This window comes from Streptomyces catenulae (assembly GCF_000718015.1).
Lineage (GTDB): Bacteria > Actinomycetota > Actinomycetes > Streptomycetales > Streptomycetaceae > Streptomyces > Streptomyces catenulae.
On the sequence record NZ_JODY01000017.1, the window covers coordinates 46,778 to 65,789 of the forward strand.

The 19,012-nt window shown below is 73.4% G+C and carries 11 protein-coding genes, 3 tRNA genes and 1 pseudogene; 6 read left to right on the top strand and 9 right to left on the bottom strand.

Going from position 1 to position 19,012, the window contains the following annotated elements; all coding sequences use genetic code 11:
* Positions 1 to 223: 223 nt before the first annotated feature.
* Positions 224 to 1,012, bottom strand: coding sequence for a maleylpyruvate isomerase family mycothiol-dependent enzyme (locus tag IF23_RS0116495; protein ID WP_030284310.1), 789 nt, complete (start codon positions 1,010 to 1,012; stop codon positions 224 to 226).
* Between the two features lie 493 nt (positions 1,013 to 1,505).
* Here IF23_RS0116495 and IF23_RS0116500 point away from each other — a divergent pair, with 493 nt between their 5' ends.
* Positions 1,506 to 5,087 carry a DUF7507 domain-containing protein gene (locus IF23_RS0116500; protein ID WP_030284312.1) on the top strand — a complete coding sequence of 1,194 codons (3,582 nt, stop codon included), beginning with the start codon at positions 1,506 to 1,508 and terminating at the stop codon, positions 5,085 to 5,087.
* Between the two features lie 172 nt (positions 5,088 to 5,259).
* Here IF23_RS0116500 and purL read toward each other — a convergent pair whose 3' ends face one another.
* The 3 genes from purL to purS are packed head-to-tail and all read right to left on the bottom strand — an operon-like array spanning position 5,260 to position 8,434.
* Positions 5,260 to 7,509, bottom strand: coding sequence for a phosphoribosylformylglycinamidine synthase subunit PurL (gene purL, locus IF23_RS0116505; RefSeq protein WP_030284314.1), 2,250 nt, complete (start codon positions 7,507 to 7,509; stop codon positions 5,260 to 5,262).
* Complete coding sequence (gene purQ, locus IF23_RS0116510; RefSeq protein WP_030284316.1) at positions 7,506 to 8,186, bottom strand: phosphoribosylformylglycinamidine synthase subunit PurQ; 681 nt, start codon at positions 8,184 to 8,186, stop codon at positions 7,506 to 7,508. The genes purL and purQ overlap by 4 nt, the downstream gene beginning before the upstream one ends.
* On the bottom strand, positions 8,183 to 8,434 hold the full coding sequence (gene purS / locus IF23_RS0116515; protein ID WP_030284318.1) for a phosphoribosylformylglycinamidine synthase subunit PurS: 252 nt from the start codon (positions 8,432 to 8,434) through the stop codon (positions 8,183 to 8,185). Before purS ends, purQ begins: the two co-directional genes overlap by 4 nt.
* Before the next feature lie 300 nt (positions 8,435 to 8,734).
* Between purS and IF23_RS0116520 the strand changes: the two genes are divergently transcribed.
* The 4 genes from IF23_RS0116520 (at position 8,735) to IF23_RS0116535 (ending at position 9,585) form a co-directional block, all read left to right on the top strand.
* Entirely contained in the window at positions 8,735 to 9,055 is a 321-nt protein-coding gene (locus IF23_RS0116520; RefSeq protein WP_030284320.1) for a histone-like nucleoid-structuring protein Lsr2, read from the top strand.
* Between the two features lie 118 nt (positions 9,056 to 9,173).
* Positions 9,174 to 9,245: transfer RNA gene (locus IF23_RS0116525), tRNA-Gly, on the top strand.
* Positions 9,246 to 9,334: 89 nt separating this feature from the next.
* Positions 9,335 to 9,407 (top strand) — tRNA-Gly (locus IF23_RS0116530).
* A gap of 105 nt (positions 9,408 to 9,512) precedes the next feature.
* Positions 9,513 to 9,585: transfer RNA gene (locus tag IF23_RS0116535), tRNA-Gly, on the top strand.
* A gap of 84 nt (positions 9,586 to 9,669) precedes the next feature.
* On the opposite strand, the pseudogene IF23_RS35605 reads toward IF23_RS0116535, so the two are convergent.
* Positions 9,670 to 10,488 (bottom strand): annotated as a pseudogene (locus IF23_RS35605) (phosphoribosylaminoimidazolesuccinocarboxamide synthase); the annotation flags it as partial.
* An 81-nt stretch (positions 10,489 to 10,569) separates the two neighbouring features.
* Complete coding sequence (locus tag IF23_RS0116545) at positions 10,570 to 11,808, bottom strand: MFS transporter (protein WP_245654998.1); 1,239 nt, start codon at positions 11,806 to 11,808, stop codon at positions 10,570 to 10,572.
* A gap of 99 nt (positions 11,809 to 11,907) precedes the next feature.
* Between IF23_RS0116545 and IF23_RS0116550 the strand changes: the two genes are divergently transcribed.
* A complete protein-coding gene (locus IF23_RS0116550; RefSeq protein ID WP_037678359.1) occupies positions 11,908 to 12,831 on the top strand; it encodes a LysR family transcriptional regulator in 924 nt (307 codons plus the stop codon).
* Positions 12,832 to 12,914: 83 nt separating this feature from the next.
* Here IF23_RS0116550 and IF23_RS0116555 read toward each other — a convergent pair whose 3' ends face one another.
* The 3 genes from IF23_RS0116555 to purD form a co-directional block, all read right to left on the bottom strand.
* Positions 12,915 to 14,393, bottom strand: a complete 1,479-nt coding sequence (locus IF23_RS0116555) for a N,N-dimethylformamidase beta subunit family domain-containing protein (RefSeq protein ID WP_030284328.1) — start codon at positions 14,391 to 14,393, stop codon at positions 12,915 to 12,917.
* 565 nt (positions 14,394 to 14,958) lie between these two features.
* Positions 14,959 to 16,917 carry a hypothetical protein gene (locus IF23_RS0116560; protein ID WP_030284330.1) on the bottom strand — a complete coding sequence of 653 codons (1,959 nt, stop codon included), beginning with the start codon at positions 16,915 to 16,917 and terminating at the stop codon, positions 14,959 to 14,961.
* A gap of 596 nt (positions 16,918 to 17,513) precedes the next feature.
* Positions 17,514 to 18,800, bottom strand: a complete 1,287-nt coding sequence (gene purD / locus IF23_RS0116565; RefSeq protein WP_030284332.1) for a phosphoribosylamine--glycine ligase — start codon at positions 18,798 to 18,800, stop codon at positions 17,514 to 17,516.
* Positions 18,801 to 19,012 lie beyond the last annotated feature (212 nt).

Genomic DNA, 19,012 nt, shown 5'->3' on the forward strand with positions numbered 1-19,012 from the left:
CGTGCGCCGGTCCGGTGCGCCGCCCGCCCGCCGGGGCCGCGCACCGGGCGGCGCGGCGGCCACACCCCTTGGGGCGTCTGGCCTCGGGCGGTACGGCGCGGGGCGGACGCACCGGCCGGGGCGCGGCCCCGGCGGACGGGCGGGAGGCGACCGGGCGCCGCGCCCCGGGCGGGCGGCCGCGGGCGGGTGTGAGATGCGCTACGCCGGGGACGGCAACGGTCTTTCAGGACAGGATCGGAAGATACCCGCCGATGTCGGCGCGCTCGCCGCTGGCGGTGACCTTCGCGGCGTCCCGCGCCTCGGACCAGGACGTCCGGCCGGTGGCCAGGCGTATCCACGTCAGCGGGTCGGTCTCGACGACGTTCGGCGGGGTGCCGCGGGTGTGGCGGGGGCCCTCGACGCACTGGACGACGGCGAAGGGCGGGACGCGGACCTCGACGGATCCGCCCGGCGCCGCGGCGGCCAGCGCGTCGGCGAGCAGGCGGGTGGCGGTGGCGAGGGCCTGGCGGTCGTAGGGGATCTCGGTGCCGAGCGCGGCGGCGAGATCGTCGGTGTGCACGACGAGTTCGACGCAGCGGGTGGCGAGGACGTCGACGAGCCGCATGGCGGCGGGCCGGACCGCGACCACCCGCTCGGCCGGATCCTCCTCGACGACCCGGGCGAACTCCTCGGCGGTGCGCTCCAGCAGCTCCACCGGGTCGTGGGCGGCGGCCAGCGCGCGGGTGCGGTCGTCGACCGAGGCAGCGAAGGTGGCGGAGGCGTGCGGCCACTGCGCCGGGGTGGCCTCCGCCCGGGCCGGCGGCGGCAGTTCGAGGCCGCGGGCGACGCTGCCGGTGGCCATGGAGAGGTGCGCGACCAGCTCGCGCACCGTCCACTCCCCCAGCCGCGTCGGCAGGGCGAACTGCTCGGGGGTGAGGGCGCGTACGGCGGCGCGGACGTGGTCGAGCTGGGCCAGGACGGCGGCGCGGGTCTTCCTGCCGTCGTACCGGCGGGCGCGGGCGGCGGATGTCATGCGTTTCAGCCTAGGCGGCACCACCGACAATCGGCCGGGGCTTTCCGCGCTCCGGGCCGTATCGCGGAATGCCGTCCGTGTCCTTTTCCGGCAGATACCGGTGAACGGCCCGGGAGAAACGTTCTGTGAATCCCGTGGTGCCGCCGTACCGGGAAGGGCGGTACGGAACGTCATGCCTTCCGCACGGCCCGGAAAAGGGCCCGGCGGGCGCGGGCGGCAGGCGGGCGGAGGGCCGCGGAAGCCTTGCGGGGTGCGGGTTGTGCGGGGGTGGCGCCGTGGTGGGCGGGGCGGTCCGGTGCCGTCCCGGGGCGCCCCGGGGAACCGGTCAGACAAAAGGGGACGCGTACCACCATGGGTGTGGATAAAGCAGAGGTAAGTGCGTGTACTGATGCCCGCAAAGCGGATAAATATCTACGTTCCCCGCATGATGCTGAAACGTAGATATCGGGTATATGGCGAAAGCGGGTGGCACAGCCGGGCGCGGAGATGGGCCATGGCCCTGCTGGGTGTGCTCAGCATGGTGGCCGCGACGCTCGGCATGCCCGCCACCGCCGCCCATGCCCAAGGGGCGGGCGTACCGCTGGTGAACGAGACGTTCACCGGAGCCACGGCGGACCCGGAGTTCGAAGGGTTCGGGAACGCGTGCCTGACCGGCGCGCCCTCCGCCCCCGCACCCGGTCCGGGGACGCATCCGCTCGGCGGCTGCCCGACGAACGAGGTCGGTCCCGTACCGCCGAACGACGGTGCGCCGCACGGCTATCTGAACCTCACCGACGCCGGTCACGACCGGTCCGCGGCGGCGCTGTACAACCACGCCCTCCCCGCGAACCAGGGCCTGGTGACCACGTTCGACCAGTGGCAGTACGGGAACACCACCAACCCGCCGGCCGACGGCATCTCGTTCTTCCTCATCGACGGCGCGGCCACGCTGGACGCGCCGGGCGCGTTCGGCGGCAGCCTCGGCTATGCGCAGAAGCTGCCGAACGACGATCCCGGGCAGCCGTTCCTGCCGGGCGTCAACCGCGGCTACCTCGGCGTCGGTCTGGACGTCCTGGGGAACTTCTTCGGCGACTGGGAGCACCGGGGCAACGGCTGTACGCAGCGGTCCCCGGCGGGCACCGGGTTCCATGTCCCCGCCCCGGGCGCGAACATGGTCACGCTGCGCGGACCGGGTCACGGCACCGAGGGCTACTGCTTCCTGGACGCCACCACCAGCAACTTCTCCACCACCGGACCCTGGCCCTCCACGCTGCCGGGCCAGCTGCACGGGCCGACCACCGCGATGCCGCCGAGCGCGACGCCCGCCGAGGCCGAGGCGCTGCTGGAGCCGTCGCGGCGCACCGTGACCGTGGAGGTCTCGCCCGCGCCGAACCCGGTCGTCACCGTCTGGATCGACTTCCACGACGGCAACGGCACCCAGGAGGTGCTCTCCACCCCGGCGCCCAACCCGGTGCCGAGCACCTACAAGTTCGGGTTCGCCGGATCGACCGGTGACTTCACCGACGTCCATCTGATCCGGAACGTCACCGTGCACCCGGCCGCGGCGCTGCCGGAGCTCAACCTCGTCAAGCAGGTCTCCGAGGCCACCGAGGTCCCGCAGCCGCTGACGCCGGGTCAGCAGGTGCCGTTCGAGTACGTCGTCACCAACAGCGGCAATGTCACGCTGAACGAGGTGAACGTCACGGACGACCACGTCCCGGGCATCACCTGTCCGCAGACCACGTTGGCCAGCGGCCAGAGCATGACCTGTACCGGCACCTATACCGTCACCGACGCGGACGCCGAGGCCGGGTCGGTGACCAATACCGCCGTCGCCCACGGCACGGGACCCGAAGGGCCGGTGGATTCCCCACCGGACGAAGTGACGCTACCGGTCCAACGCGGGCCGGGACTGCGGCTGGAGAAGACGACCGACGAGGGCCGGGAGTACCGCGTCGGTGACGAGGTCACGTACCACTACACCGTCACCAACACCGGTCCGACCACGCTGAACGACATCCGGGTCTCCGACGACCACGTCACCGGCATCACCTGCGAGGCCACCACGCTGGCCCCGGACGCGAGTACCGGCTGTACGGGGACGTACACCGTCACCGAGGCGGACGGCCGGGCCGGGTCGGTGACGAACACGGCCGTCGCCCACGGGACGTCGGACGGCACCCCGGTCGAATCCGGGCCGGACCAGGCGGTCATCGCGGTCGCCTCGGACCTCTCGCTGAGCCTGACGAAGAGCGTCGACGACTCGCACCCGTACGAGGTCGGGGACGAGGTGACCTACACCTACACGGTCACCAACACCGGGGACGGCACGCTCGACGACCTCACCGTCACCGACGACCGGGCGACCGGGATCACCTGCCAGGCCACCACGCTGGCGCCGGGCGCGAGTACCACCTGCACCGGCACCTACACCGTGACCAGGGCCGACGCGGATCTGGGGAATGTCACCAACGTGGCCTTCGCCCAGGGGCGGTCCGACGGGACGACCGTGCAGTCGCCGCCGGACGACGCCTCCATCGACGTGGTCCCCAACCAGCCGGGGCTGGAGATCCAGAAGGTCGTCGACTCCTCGCACCCGTACCAGGTCGGTGACACCGTCACCTACCGGTACACCGTGCGGAACTCCGGGAACACCACGATCGACAACGTCACCGTGGCCGACGACCGGGTCTCCGGGATCACCTGTCAGGACACCACGCTGGCCCCCGGGGAGAGCACCGAGTGCACCGGTACGTACACGGTGACCGCCGCCGACGCGGACGCCGGGCAGGTGCGCAACACCGCCGTGGCCCGCGGACAGTCGGACGGCACCGAGGTGGAGTCGCCGCCGGACAGCGCGGAGATCGAGGTCGGACGGAACGAGCCCGGGCTGTCGATCAACAAGACGGTCGACTCCTCGCACCCGTACCGCGTCGGTGACGAGGTGACGTACACCTACAGCGTCACCAACACCGGCAACACCACGATCAACGGTGTGACCGTCGCCGACGACCGGGTCTCCGGGATCACCTGCGAGGCCACCACGCTGGCGCCCGGGGCGAGCACCACCTGCACCGGTACGTACACCGTGACCGCCGCCGACGCGGCGGCCGGGAGCGTGGCCAACACGGCGGTGGCGCACGGGCGGTCCGACGGGACGGCGGTGGAGTCGCCGCCGGACAGCGCCCGGATCGACACCGTGGCCGACCGGCCCGGACTCTCGATCGACAAGACCGTCGACACCTCCCGCACCTACGCGGTGGGCGACCGGATCACCTACACCTACCGGGTCACCAACACCGGGAACACCACGATCAGCGGCGTGACCGTCGCCGACAACCGGGTCTCCGGGATCGCCTGCCTGGCGACCACGCTGGACCCGGGTGAGAGCACCACCTGCACCGGCAGCTACACGGTGACCGGCGCCGACGCGGAAGCCGGGCACGTCGCCAACACGGCGGTGGCGCACGGCCAGTCCGACGGCACCACGGTGGAATCGCCGCCGGACAGCGCGGAGGTCCAGGTCGGGCGGAACGAGCCCCGGCTGTCGATCAAGAAGACCGTCGACACCTCCCGCACCTACCGGGTGGGCGACCGGATCACGTACACCTACACCGTCACCAACACCGGGACCACGACGCTGCACGGCGTCGCGGTCGAGGACGACCGGGTCTCCGACGTGACCTGCCGGGCGACCACGCTGGCGCCGGGTGGCAGCACCACCTGCACCGGCACCTACACCGTCACCAAGGAGGACGCGGAGCGCGGCAAGGTCACCAACACCGCGGTGGCCACCGCCGACGGCGGGGTCCGCTCCGCACCGTCCCAGGCGACCGTCCAGGTCAAGGAGCGGAAGCCGTGCAAGGGGAAGGACTGCCGTCCCTGCAAGGGCAAGGACTGCCGCCCGTGCAAGGGGAAGCACTGCGACCGCCCCTGCCACGGCAAGCACTGTGACAAGCCCTGCAAGGGGAAGCACTGCGACCGTCCGTGCCACGGCAAGGACTGCGACAAGCGGTGCGACGGCAAGCACCAGGACAAGCACGGTGACGACCACTGCGACAAGCCGTGCGACGGGAGGCGCTGCGAACAGGAGTGAGGCACCCGGCGCGACGGTGAGGCCCCCGGAGGACTGACCGCCACGCCGTACGACAGGGCGTCCGCCGACCACCGGCGGGCGCCCTCGTCGTCGCCGACCGCACGGGAACGGCCCGCCGGGAATCCCGGCGGGCCGTTCCGCGGTCAGCTCACCGCCGCACGGTGGCGCTCCCTCAGCCGATCAGGCCCGGGATCGTCGCCTCGTGCGCCGTCCGCAGCTCGTCCAGCGCGATGCTGAACTGGCCCTGGACATCGATCGCGTCGCCGTCGACCACACCGATACGGGTGGCCGGCAGACCGCGCGCCCCGCACATGTCGGTGAAGCGCAGCTCCTCGCTCCGCGGCACCGAGACGACGGCGCGGCCCGCGGACTCGGAGAAGAGGAAGACGAACGGGTCGACGCCCTCCGGGACGACCAGCCGGGCGCCGTTGCCGCCGCGCAGGCACGACTCGACCAGCGCCTGGATCAGACCGCCGTCGGAGAGGTCGTGCGCCGCGTCGGCCATACCGTCGCGGGAGGCCGAGATCAGGATCTCCGCCAGCAGCCGCTCGCGCTCCAGATCGACCTTGGGCGGCAGACCGCCGAGGTGCTCGTGGACCACCTGCGACCAGGCCGAACCGCCCAGCTCCTCGGCGGTGTCACCCAGGAGGTAGATCAGCTGCCCCTCCTGGGCGAACGCCACCGGGGTACGGCGGTTGACGTCGTCGATGACGCCGAGCACCGCGACCACCGGCGTCGGGTGGATCGCCACCTCGCCGGTCTGGTTGTACAGCGAGACGTTGCCGCCGGTCACCGGGGTGCCCAGGGTCTGGCAGGCGTCGGCGAGACCACGGGTGGCCTCGGCGAACTGCCACATCACCGCCGGGTCCTCGGGCGAACCGAAGTTCAGGCAGTCGGAGACCGCCAGCGGCTTGGCACCCGTCGCGGCGACATTGCGGTACGCCTCGGCCAGCGCCAGCTGCGCACCCGCGTACGGGTCGAGCTTGGCGAAGCGGCCGTTGCCGTCGGTGGCGAGGGCGACGCCGAGGTTGGTCTCCTCGTCGATACGGACCATGCCGGAGTCCTCCGGCTGCGCGAGGACGGTGTTGCCCTGCACGAACCGGTCGTACTGGTCGGTGATCCACGCCTTCGACGCCTGGTTCGGCGACGCCACGACCTGGAGGATCTGCGCCCGCAGCTCCTCCGGAGTGGTGGGCCGGGCCAGCTGGTTGGCGTCGTCCGCCTGGAGGGCGTCCTGCCAGTCGGGGCGGGCGTACGGCCGGTGGTAGGTCGGGCCCTCGTGGGCGACCGAGCGCGGCGGGACGTCCACGATCTGCTCGCCGTGCCAGAAGATCTCCAGCCGGGTGCCGTCGGTCACCTCACCGATGACGGTGGCGATGACGTCCCACTTCTCGCAGATCTCCAGGAAGCGGTCGACCTTGTCGGGCTCGACGATCGCGCACATCCGCTCCTGCGACTCGCTCATGAGGATCTCCTCGGGCGAGAGGGAGGAGTCACGCAGCGGAACGGTGTCCAGCTCGACGCGCATACCGCCGGAACCGGCCGACGCCAGCTCGCTGGTGGCGCAGGACAGCCCGGCGCCGCCGAGGTCCTGGATACCGGCGACCAGCTGCTCCTTGAAGACCTCCAGGGTGCACTCGATGAGCAGCTTCTCCTGGAAGGGGTCACCGACCTGGACGGCCGGACGCTTCGTGGGCTTCGTGGCGTCGAACGTTTCCGACGCGAGCACCGAGACGCCGCCGATGCCGTCGCCGCCGGTGCGGGCGCCGTAGAGGATCACCTTGTTACCGGCGCCGGACGCCTTCGCCAGGTGGATGTCCTCATGCTTCATCACACCGATGCAACCGGCGTTGACCAGCGGGTTGCCCTGGTAGCAGGCGTCGAAGACGACCTCGCCGCCGATGTTGGGCAGGCCCAGGCAGTTGCCGTAGCCGCCGATGCCCGCGACGACGCCCGGCAGGACGCGCTTGGTGTCGGGGTGGTCGGCGGCGCCGAACCGCAGCGGGTCGACGACCGCGACCGGACGGGCACCCATCGCGAGGATGTCGCGGACGATGCCGCCCACGCCGGTGGCCGCGCCCTGGTACGGCTCGATGTAGCTGGGGTGGTTGTGCGACTCCACCTTGAACGTGACGGCGTAGCCCTGGCCGACGTCGACGACACCGGCGTTCTCCCCGATGCCGACGAGCATCGCGTCGTTCTCGGGGACCTTCTCGCCGAACTGCTTCAGATGGACCTTGCTGCTCTTGTACGAGCAGTGCTCGGACCACATGACGGAGTACATCGCCAGCTCGGCGCCGGTCGGGCGGCGGTCGAGGATCTCGCGGATACGCGCGTACTCGTCCTGCTTCAGGCCCAGTTCGGCCCAGGGCTGCTCGGCCTCAGGGGTCTCGGCGGCATGCTTGACCGTGTCCAGCGTCATGCGTTGACCAACTTCTTCAGGATCGAGGTGAAGAACCCGAGGCCGTCGGTGCGGCCCGTGCCGATCAGCGGTTCCACGGCGTGCTCGGGGTGCGGCATGAGGCCGACGACGTTGCCCGCCTCGTTGGTGATTCCGGCGATGTCGCGGAGCGAGCCGTTGGGGTTCACGTCGAGGTAGCGGAAGGCGACGCGGCCCTCGGCCTCCAGCATGTCGAGCGTGCGCGCGTCGGCGACGTAGCGGCCGTCGATGTTCTTGAGCGGGACGGAGATCTCCTGACCGGCGGTGTAATCCGTGGTCCAGGCGGTGTCCGCGTTCTCCACCCGCAGCTTCTGCTCCCGGCAGACGAAGTGCAGGCTCTCGTTGCGCAGCATCGCGCCGGGCAGCAGATGCGTCTCGGTGAGCACCTGGAAGCCGTTGCAGATACCGAGGACGGGCAGGCCGTCCTTCGCCTGCGCGATGACGGACTCCATCACCGGCGAGAACCGGGAGATCGCCCCCGCCCGCAGGTAGTCGCCGTACGAGAAGCCGCCGGGCAGCACCACGGCGTCGACCTGCTTGAGGTCCTTGTCCCGGTGCCACAGCGGCACCGCCTCCGCGCCGGCGACCCGGACGGCGCGCTGGGTGTCACGGTCGTCGAGCGTCCCGGGGAACGTCACGACTCCGACGCGTGCAGTCATGATCCGGCCTCGACGCGGACGGTGAAGTCCTCGATGACGGTGTTGGCGAGGAAGGTCTCGGCCATCTCGCGGATACGGGCGAGGGCGGCGTCGTCGGCCGGGCCCTCCACCTCAAGTTCGAAACGCTTGCCCTGACGGACGTCGGCGATCCCCTCGAATCCCAGGCGTGGCAGTGCGCGCTGCACCGCCTGCCCCTGCGGGTCGAGGATCTCCGGCTTGAGCATGACGTCGACTACGACGCGTGCCACTGGCACTCCCGGTGGTGTGGTGCGTAAGGCGGTTCCCTCACACTACCGTGTGCGAAATTCTACGCGCATAGATAAGTGATCGTCCCCTCACGGTGCGGTATCGGCCCGACGTGCACACCATGGAAAATCCTCGAAAAGATCCACGCTCCGGATTGCGACATGACACGCTGAAGAAATTAACTGGGCTTCACAATGCATTGCCCACCGCTGTACAAATGAAAAAGCATTGATTCCTGTCAACAGGATCCGAAGCAACGCCCCACGTCAACACGGGGTTGCTGCACGAAAGGACCGATATCCGTGGCGCAGCGCGTAGTGGTAACGCTCTCCGACGACATCGACGGAGGAGAAGCCGCAGAGACGGTCGCCTTCGGATTGGACGGGAAGTCGTACGAGATCGACCTCAATCCCGCCAATGCGAAGAAACTGCGCGACACCCTGGAGCCGTTCGTCGAGGCCGGGCGGAAGCGGGCCAGGTCAGGCAGGACCTACCACCGCACCGCGGTGACCCCCGACCCGGCGGCGGTCCGCGCCTGGGCCCGCTCGCACCAGATGGAGGTGCCGCCGCGCGGCCGCATCCCCAAGAAGGTCTACGAGGCGTTCAGCGCGGCCAACCACTGAGCCGCGCGCGGCCCGCCGGGGCCCGCGCGGAGCCGACTTGCACGGCACCCCTGTTGATCAGCTAGAGTCTGGAGCACGCCGAGGGGCGAGGCCGAAGGGCCGGGCCCCGAGGAGTCATGCGGGTGTAGCTCAGTAGTAGAGCGCCCTCTTTCCAAGAGGGAGGCGCAGTGTGCAATCCCTGTCACCCGCTCTGACAGTTCTCGGTCTTTGGACTCAAGCAGTCTTTTCGATCAGGTAGAGTAGCTGTCGCGCCGCTCGGTGAAAGCCGGGTGGATGCCTGCGGACGTAGCTCAGTTGGTAGAGCGCAACCTTGCCAAGGTTGAGGTCGCGAGTTCGAGCCTCGTCGTCCGCTCAGCGAAAAGGCCCCGGCCGGTGGAGGCGCCCCATTCATTGGCTATAGTGGTCCCCGCACCGCGCGGCGGAGGCCGGAAACGGCCGCCGGATTCGCACGGAGCATGCGGACGTAGCTCAGTTGGTAGAGCGCAACCTTGCCAAGGTTGAGGTCGCGAGTTCGAGCCTCGTCGTCCGCTCAGCGAAAAGGCCCCGGCCGGTGGAAGCCGCTCGTACGCCTCGATGTACTTGGCGCGGGTGGCGTCGACGACGTCCTGCGGGAGGCCGGGGGGCGGGAGTTCGCCGTGGCGGTCCCAGCCGGACGCGGGGGACGTCAGGTGGTCGCGGACGAACTGCTTGTCGAAGGAGGGCTGGGCGCGGCCGGGCTCCCAGAGGTCGGCGGGCCAGAAGCGCGACGAGTCGGGCGTCAGGACCTCGTCGGCCAGGACCAGTTCGCCGTCCTTGAAGCCGAACTCGAACTTGGTGTCGGCGAGGAGGATGCCGCGACCGCGGGCGATGTCGCGGGCGCGGGCGTAGATGTCGAGGGTGGCGCGGCGCAGCCGGGCGGCGGTCTCCGCGCCGACCTGACGGGCGACCTCCTCGTACGAGACGTTCTCGTCGTGGTCGCCGACGGCCGCCTTGGTGGCCGGGGTGAAGATCGGGGCGGGGAGTTCGGAGCCGTCGACGAGGCCCTCGGGGAGCGCCAGACCGCAGACCGTGCGGGACTCCCGGTACTCGGCGAGGCCGGAGCCGGTGAGGTAGCCGCGGGCGACGCACTCGACGGGGGCCATGTCCAGGGAGGTGCAGACGAGGGTGCGGCCCGCCCAGTCGGCGGGGGCGCCGGGGGGCAGCTCCGTGGAGAGGACGTGGTTGGGGACGAGGTCGGCGAGCTGGTCGAACCACCACAGGGAGAGCTGGGTGAGGACGCGGCCCTTGTCGGGGATCTCGGTGGGCAGCACCCAGTCGTACACGGAGATGCGGTCACTGGCGACCATGATCAGTTCGCCGTCGGCGTTCTGGTAGAGGTCACGCACCTTGCCGGTGTGAAGGTGGGTGAGGCCGGGCACCTGCAAGGGCTCGGGCTTTTCTACAAAACCGGACACGCTGCCTCCGCGTAGGTTGGTCCAGGAGTCCCGGCGATTCTCCCGTACGCGGAGGGCGGGCGGTGGGGCGGGGGCGACCGGTCAGGTGCGGGCGGCGTTGCGGACGAGGGCGGCGAGGGTCAGCAGGGCGAGGACCGCGCCGCCGGTCAGGACGGCCGACGGCGACCAGGCGCCGGTGAGCAGGGTGACCAGGTACGGAGCGCAGAAGCCCAGGTAGCACAGGGCCCAGAAGCGGGCGGTGCGGCGGGCCAGCCGGTGCGGCGGGGTGAGGGCGGCGACCTCGGTGAGGCCGTACGCGACGCAGAGGCCGTAGCCGCCGCCGAGGAGGACCGCGGCGAGCAGGGCCAGCGCCGGGTCGGTGCGGGCCACCGCGAGGGCACCGAGGAGCAGACCGGCGGCGATGGCGGCGAGCCCGCAGAACGCGGTGGCCATCCGGTGGCGGGCGGCGAGGCGGCGGGCGAGCGGGGCGACGAGGATGCCGGTGCCGGGGGTGACGGCGGTGGCGAGGCCCGCGTAGACGGTGCGCCAGCCGTCGAGGTGGGCGTCGACCAGCCCCGGGAGGGTCGCGAAGGCGATGGTCGGGGCGGCGAAGACCCACGGCGCCATGGGGGCGACGAGGCGGCGGAAGGCCGCGGGGGACGGGTCGGGTGCGGGCTCGGCGGACGGCGCGGGCGTACCGGCCGGGCGGTGGGCGGCGGCGGTCTCCGGGGTGCGGGCCGCGCTGAGGGCGGCAAGCGTGGCGAGGACGAGGTGCGGGAGGTAGGCGAGCACCATCGGGTGCGGCGCCCACTCGGCTATACAGGCGGCGGCCAGACCGCCGGAGGCGAACCCGGCGGAGAGGAAGAGACCGGAGCGGCGGGCGGCGGCGCCGGGGCTCGGGGCGGTGCCGTACGGGGCGGCGGACAGCTCCTTGATCCAGACGCTGCCCGCGGTGAGCAGGGTCCCGGCGCCGATCCCGGTGAGGAAGCGGCCGGGCCACAGCAGCCAGGCGGCGGACGGACCGGCCATCAGCAGACAGGTGGCCAGCAGCGAGACGGCGAGCGCGGCGAAGGTGACCGGGCGGCGCCCGCGGCGGTCGGCGGCCGGTCCGGCCAGCAGCAGGCCGGGGATCAGGCCGAGGACGTAGACCGCGAAGAGGCCGGTGGTGGTGGCGTCGGTCAGGCCCAGGTCGGAGCGGTAGGCGCCGAGGAGGGCGGAGAACTGGTTGGCGCTCCAGCCGGACGCGGTCATCAGCCAGCCCGCGCGCAGCCAGTGGCGGGGCCCGGCGGCCGGGAGTGCCGGGGCGGCGGGCGCGTCGGTCCGGAGGGAAGGCGTCGTCATACCGGCCGTTCTACGGGAGGCCCCGGGTCCGGCGCCGCCGCCGTTCAGAATTCGTGAATGCGTACGAGCCGACGGGGGCTCCGGCCGTATCGTGGCGCCATGGATCTGCGGCGGCTGTCTTCTTTTCTGGCGGTGGTCGAGGAGGGCCACTTCGGCCGGGCCGCGGCCCGGCTGTTCCTGTCACCGGCCGCGGTGACCGGCCACGTCCAGCAACTGGAGCGGGAATTCGGGGCCCGGCTGCTGGAGCGCGGCCGGGGCACGGTGGTGCCGACGGCGGCGGGGCGGCGGCTGGTCTCGCACGCCCGGACGCTGCTGGCGGCGGTGAACGCGGCGGTCGAGGACGTCTCCGAGGTGGCCCTGGACAGCGGTCCGGCCGCGCGGGGGCTGCGGGTCGGGGTGATGGGCCACGGTTCGGCGGAGGTGACGCCCGCCGCGGTCAACGCCTTCCGGCGGGCGCGGCCCGAGGTGGAGCTGCGGCTGGTCCAGCTGAACTTCACGGAGCACTGCAGCGCGCTGCGCGAGGGCCGGGTGGACGTCGCGTTCGTCCGCCCGGCGATCGAGGCCGAGGACATCGATGTGGATGTGCTGACCACGGAGCGGCGGATCGTCGCGGTGTCGGCGGGTTCGGTGTACGCGGACGCCCGGCGGGAGGGGCTGCGCGTCGCCGATGTGCTGGATCTGCCGTATCTGCGGCTGCCGCGCCACACGCCGCGGCCGTTCACGGACTATCTCTACTTCGACGCGGGCGAGCGGCGGGCGCCGGACTGCGCGCTGACCCCGCAGGACGTGCTGACCAGCGTGGCCGCCGGGCGTGGGGCGGGCTCCGGGCTGGCGTCGTTCGCGCGGTACTACCCGTGGCCCGGGGCGGTGTACGTCCCGGTGCTGGATGCGGCGCCCGCGCACAGTGTGCTGGCGACGCGGGCCGGTGACCCCCATCCCGAGGTGCGGATCTTCCGGGCGCTGACGGTGGCGCTGGCCCGCGAGATGGCGCCGTTCGCGCAGCGGGGGCCGGAGGCGGGGTGAGCCGACGGCGGCCGGGGGCTGCCGCGGGGCGGGCGCGGCGCGGGGTCCGCCCGCCGGTGCCGTCGGTCCGTTCCGTTACGGCGTCAGTCGCGTTTGCAGATGCGGTCCAGGAGGTTGGCCGTGGCGCGCTGGATGCGGGGGTCGACATGGCCGGGGCGGTCCAGCGCCGGTGACCAGGCGAAGGTGCCGGAGGCGAAGACCAGGGCGCCGCTGGGGGCGCGGTAGAGCGAGGTCTCCTGGTGGCGGCGGTGGCCCTCGGTGTCGCGGTACGGGGAGTGGGCGAGCAGCACCCGGTCGGTGTGCTCGGGGAGGCTGGTGCGCGGGAAGTAGCGGTCGGCCTCGCCCGCGACCAGACCGGGGAGGGTGTCGCCCTCACCGGCGCCGGTGGCCTCCCACAGCCAGTGGGCGCCGTTGCGGACGACGAGCGGCGCGGGCTCCGGCACCCGGCCCGCGTACTGGACGCCCATCAGCCGCTGCTCGGGGTCGCCCACCTCGCGCCAGAGGGCGGGGCGGCCCGGACCCTGGCGTTTGCGGCAGCTGAGCAGCGCGTCGGGGCCGGAGGGTGACGGGGAGAGGTCGACCTTCCAGTACATGGTGTTGGCGGAGAGGAAGACCAGTGAGGTGCCCTGGTCGCGGGCGCGCTCGACGGTGCGGCGCATCGGCGTCGTCCAGTACTCGTCGTGGCCGGGGAAGATCAGGCCGCGGTAGCGGGACGGGTCGACGCGTCCGGCGTGCAGATCGCGGGCGTCGGCGTAGGCGAGGTCGTAGCCGTACCGCTCGGCCCAGCGGATGAAGTCGTAGGCGTGGCCGACGTGGAGCGGCAGTCCGGCACCGGCGTAGGGGCGGTCGAAGGAGACGGTGGTGGCGGCGTCCTGCTCGCCGAGGAGCGCGCCCTCCTCGTCCCAGGCGTGGTAGAGGCTGGCGCCGCTGCGGCCGTCCTCCGGGTAGAGGTTGTACGCCTGCCAGGTGATGTCCGGCAGCAGGAGCAGCAGATCGGCCGGGTGGTCGTCGCGGACGGTGAAGGGGATGTGGCTGCGGTAGCCGTCGGCGGTGGTCAGGACGGCGACGTAGGCGCCGAGATTCCAGTACGCGGGGACCTGGAGGCGCCAGGAGAGCCACCAGTGGTGGCAGGAGACGGTGCGCTCGGCGGCGAGCGGGGCGGGCTGGACGATGCCGGAGAGCCGCGGGCTGGTGGTGATCTTGAAGGCGCCGGCGCCGCCGTAGTGGCCGATGCGGTAGATGTCGATGCTGAACGGCTGCGGCGGATCGACCGAGACCCGGAAGTCGATGGCCTCGCCCGGGGCGACCGCGCCGGTGGTGGCGAACCCCTTGATCTGCCGGTGCACGTCGTCGGCGGTGCGCGGGCCGTTGTGCTTACGGGGCGGCGGGACCCGGGGGTCGCCGTGGGCGGTGGCCTGCTCGACGTACCAGGGCACGAGGTGGCCGGAGTCGAAGTAGGTCTCGCTGCCGCGCAGCCAGGGCAGCGGGCCCTGGCCGAACGGGTCCGTCACCGCGTGGGCGAGGGCGCCCGATTCCCAGCGCCTGATCTGATCCGTCCCCACCATCAGCTCCCCTCCCGCGTCCCCCGTGGGCCGGCCTGGTTCCGTACACCGCCGGTCGGACACCCGCGGCGGGCCGGCGTCGCGGGCCGCCCGCACAGAGCCGCTACGGCGTGCGGGACCGGCGCCGCGGAGTTCCTCCGAACCGACGCGGCCACTTCCAGCACATCACATTAAGCACTCAGTTCGTCACCCTTCGTCGCGAATTCAACGGACTTGACGAGAGAAACAACCCGACAGGTATACGGAACGGTGCCTTAGGGGGCGTAGAGGAAAGAGCGTTCGGATAGGGACGGGCGGCCGAGGAGGGGCGGCGAGGCCGGAAAGAGGGCCGCGGGGCCGGTGCCGTGACGCGGAACGCCGGGGCCCGGGGGCCGGGTGGGGCGCCCGGGACGGGCGGCGGCGCGGGCCCGGAGGCATCCGGGGCAGCGGGCGCCGCGGGGCCGGTGCGGGCCGTCGGCTGGGACGGGCGACAGCGGCGGGCAGGCCGGGCGTTCGGTGTGTTCGGTGTTCAGGGTGTGGGGCTCGGGATTCGGGATGTGGGCCCGGGATGCAGGTCCGGGGGGGCTCAGGGCAGGCGAACCGGTTTTTCCGGGCGGGCGCCTATGGTCGCGAGCCAGGCGCGGAGCGGGGCGGCGTCGCCGTCCTCGACGAGGCTGCGGACCGGGGTGCCGAGGTCGGCGCGGCGGGCGCCGTCGATCAGCAGGGCCGGGCCATCCAGCCAGTCGAGGCCGGGGGCGGCGCCCGCGGTGTCCACGGCGGCGCAGCAGACCATCGCCGTGACGTGGTCGGCGAGCAGATCGCGGCCGGTACGGGGCGGCTGGAGCGGGAAGAGCGGCAGCTCGCCGTCGGTGAGACCGTCCGCGCCGTCCGGCTCCGGCAGCTCCGGGAACTCCGGGAGGGCGGGCGGCTCGACGCTCTCCGCCGGGGAGCCGGGGCCGTCGGCCGCACCGGAGCGGTCCGTCGCCGGGGCGGCGGGCGCGTCCGTCGGCCCCGGCTGGGCGGCGCCTTTGGCGGCCGTGGTGCGGGCCTCGCGGGCCAGCTCCGCGTCCAGACGGGCGGCGACCAGGTCACCGGCCGTGGTGTCGCCGGAGAGGTGGTCGATGACCCGCTCCAGCGTCGGGCCCAGGGACGGGGCGGCGGGCGGCGGGGCCGTCGCGGTGGCCAGGGCGGACGGGGGGCGGGCCGGGCCGACGGCGGCGGAGCTGCCGGTCGCGGCCGCGGCGGGGCCCGCCACCGGGGTGGCCAGGGGCGCGGCGACGGGCGCCACGGCGTCCGGGCCCGTCCGCGGCGCGGTGGTGTCCGGCGTACGGGCCGGGCGGTCGTCGGGGCCGGGCGGGGGCGCGGCGGGCAGGTCGTCGAGGACGCGGTGGAGGCGGGCGGCCTCCAGGCGCCAGGTGCGGTCGACGACCTCGTCCGGATACTCGCCCCAGCCGACGGGCGCCCAGCCGGGACCGGCCGCCGCCGGGCCGCCGTGGAAGAGCCGGGCGGCCAGCAGGGAGGTCGCGCCGTCGATGACGCCGGGCTCCTCCAGGAGATCGCAGGCGGGCCGCTCACCGAGCCGGGCGGTGAAGCCGTCGGCCAGCCGGTCGCGGCGGGACAGCTCGGTGAGCGCGGAGACCACGCCGGAGTCCAGGTGCGAGGGCCAGCGGCCCAGCCGCCAGGCGGGCAGCGCGACGCGGGTCAGCAGCCGGTCCCACCCCGCGTACGCCAGACCGACCTGCTCCTGGGCGACGGTCCGCAGACGGTGGTCGACGTCCTGGGCGCGCTCGGACGCGGCGGCCGCCACGGCGCGCTCCATGAGCGTGGCGTGGTCGCGGCAGGCGCGGAGCATCAGATGGGCCACCCGGCCGACGAAGCGGAGCGCCGGGGCCCGTACGCCCCGGGCGCGGGCGGCGACGGCGACCGCGGCGTCCAGCCCGCGGATGAACCGGCGGGCCGCGGCTATGTCCGGGTCGGCCGCGGGGCCCGTACCGGCGACGACGGGGGCGAGCAGGGCGCGCAGCTCACCGACGCGCATCCACCACAGGAACGGGGAGCCGATGACCAGCACCGGGGCCGCCGTCCGCCGGGCGGTGCGGCGGGCGCCGCGGGGCGGGGCGAGCGCGCGGTGGGTGCGGTCCTCCAGCCAGCTGTCGCAGTCCGGGGTGAGGGCCAGGGCGGACGGTGCGGGGACGTCGAGGCGGTCGGCCAGCTCGCGGACCAGGCGGTGCAGGTCGGGTGCGGCCGTCTCGGGGACCGGGACGGAGGGGCTGAGCGCGGGCCTGGCCCCGGCGACGACCGCGCCGACCAGTGCGGCGAGCGCCAGCGTCAGCACCGCGACGCCGCAGGTGATCAGCCGGGCCAGGCCCCAGCCGGAATCCGCGGCGGCGTCCGGCGTGCCGAGGTGGCCGGTGGCGCCGCCGACCAGCAGCACCACGGCGACCGCGGCGGGGAGCAGCGCCACGGCGAGCGCCGCGCCGCGGATCCGCAGCACGGCCAGGGCACGGGAGCGCGCCGCGAGGGCGCCTGTTTCCGGACCTGCCATGAGCCTGCACCCCCTGCTGTCCTCGTGGAGACGGACGGAGACATCGGAGAGATCACGCGAATCGAGCCGAACAGCGGGAGCGCCCGGCGGCTCCGGTCCGCACGGGCACCGGGCCCGAGCCTTCGCGCGCTCCCCACCACTGTGGCACCGGCCACTGACATCGCAACGCCGGTGACCCACTTGCCGCACGTCCCCGTGGTCGCCGTACCGGAGAGCAGCACGGCGCACACAGAACGCTTGCGCGGCACCCTAGTTGGGGGCCCGGCTCCCGTCAGCAGCTCGCCGGATCGGTCACTCGATGGTATGGCTTTGGGCAGAGCCGGGAACTGTCTCCCGGCGGCCCCGGAAACCGGTGCCCGACGGCGTCCCGGCCCCGCCGCGGACCCCGTCCGACCGCTCCCGTAGCCGCTCCGGCGCACGCCCGGCGCGCCCCGGGCCCGCTCCCCCACCGCCGTGACCGCCCCCGTGCCCCGTCGGCACCCGACGGAGGGACGGGCCGAACGGACCGAACGCTCCCGAACACGCCGACGGCCCCGGTGCCACCGCCGCGGCGGGCGGGACCCCGGGGCCGTCCGGTGGTGCCGGACGGGGCGGCGTTACGCCTGCGCCCCCGCGTTCGCCTCCCGGTCCGCGTCCGCCGCGGCCTGGCGGGCGATGTCCGTGCGGTGCTGGGAGCCGTCCAGGGAGATCCGGCCGACGGCGCGGTAGGCGCGGTCGCGGGCGGCGGTGAGGTCGGCGCCGGTCGCGGTCACCGACAGGACCCGGCCGCCCGCGCTGAGGACCGCGCCGGACGCGTCCTGCGCGGTCCCGGCGTGCAGCACGTACGCCTTGGGGCCGTCCTGCTCGGCGACGGCGGCGAGGCCCTCGATGGGGTCGCCGGTGCGCGGGGTGCCCGGGTAGTTGTGCGAGGCGATGACGACGGTGACCGCGGCGCCGTCGCTCCAGCGCAGCGGCGGGACGGCGGCGAGGGTGCCGGTCGCGGCGGCGTGCAGCAGTCCGGCCAGCGGCGTCTTCAGGCGGGCCAGGACCACCTGGGTCTCCGGGTCGCCGAAGCGGGCGTTGAACTCGATGACCCGCACCCCGCGCGAGGTGATCGCCAGACCCGCGTAGAGCAGTCCGGAGAAGGGGGTGCCGCGGCGGCGCAGTTCGTCGACGGTGGGCTGGAGGACGGTGGCCAGGACCTCGTCGACGAGCTGCGGGTCGGCCCAGGGCAGCGGGCTGTAGGCGCCCATGCCGCCGGTGTTGGGACCGGCGTCGCCGTCGAGGGCGCGCTTGAAGTCCTGCGCGGGCTGGAGCGGGACGACGCTCTCGCCGTCGGTGATCGCGAAGAGCGAGACCTCGGGGCCGTCGAGGAACTCCTCGATGACGGTCTGCCCGCAGGCCAGCGCGTGCGCGCGGGCGACCGCGGCGTCCTCGGTGACGACGACGCCCTTGCCCGCGGCCAGCCCGTCGTCCTTGACGACGTACGGGGCACCGAAGGCGTCCAGCGCCGCGTCGATCTCCTCGGCGGTGGTGCAGACGTAGCTGCGGGCGGTGGGGACCCCGGCGGCGGCCATCACGTCCTTGGCGAACGCCTTGGAGCCCTCCAGCCGGGCGGCTTGCGCGGAGGGGCCGAAGACCGGGATGCCGCGTGCGCGGACCGCGTCGGCGACGCCCGCCACCAGCGGCGCCTCGGGGCCGACGACGACGAGTCCGGCCCCCAGGTCGGCGGCGAGCGCGGCGACGGCGGCGCCGTCCAGGGCGTCGACGGAGCGGAGTTCGGCCACCTCGGCGATACCGGCGTTGCCGGGGGCGCAGTACAGCGCGGTGACGTCGGGGTCGAGGGACAGGGAGCGGCACAGGGCGTGTTCGCGGGCGCCGCCGCCGATGACGAGGACCTTCACGGGTGGCAGCCTAGTCGCCCGGGGTTCCGGCCCGGCCCGGCGCCCCGTCCGGGAGCCCTCCCCGGCAACCCGGCGCCCACGGGGGCGGCAACTCTTTCGGGTGAGACGCCCGGTTGGCCTATACCCGATGGCAGGCCACTTCCGGCCGGGAATCCCGTGATCTTGGGGGCAAGCCCCACCGTTCGGCGGTAGGAAGGGGTGTTCGCATCCGC

Excerpts from the sequence above, each read along its gene's own strand:
- IF23_RS0116495 (WP_030284310.1), bottom strand. The coding sequence starts at position 1,012 with ATGACATCCGCCGCCCGCGCCCGCCGGTACGACGGCAGGAAGACCCGC.
- IF23_RS0116500 (WP_030284312.1), top strand. The coding sequence starts at position 1,506 with ATGGCCCTGCTGGGTGTGCTCAGCATGGTGGCCGCGACGCTCGGCATG.
- purL (WP_030284314.1), bottom strand. The coding sequence starts at position 7,509 with ATGACGCTGGACACGGTCAAGCATGCCGCCGAGACCCCTGAGGCCGAG.
- purQ (WP_030284316.1), bottom strand. The coding sequence starts at position 8,186 with ATGACTGCACGCGTCGGAGTCGTGACGTTCCCCGGGACGCTCGACGAC.
- IF23_RS0116545 (WP_245654998.1), bottom strand. The coding sequence starts at position 11,808 with ATGACGACGCCTTCCCTCCGGACCGACGCGCCCGCCGCCCCGGCACTC.
- IF23_RS0116550 (WP_037678359.1), top strand. The coding sequence starts at position 11,908 with ATGGATCTGCGGCGGCTGTCTTCTTTTCTGGCGGTGGTCGAGGAGGGC.
- IF23_RS0116560 (WP_030284330.1), bottom strand. The coding sequence starts at position 16,917 with ATGGCAGGTCCGGAAACAGGCGCCCTCGCGGCGCGCTCCCGTGCCCTG.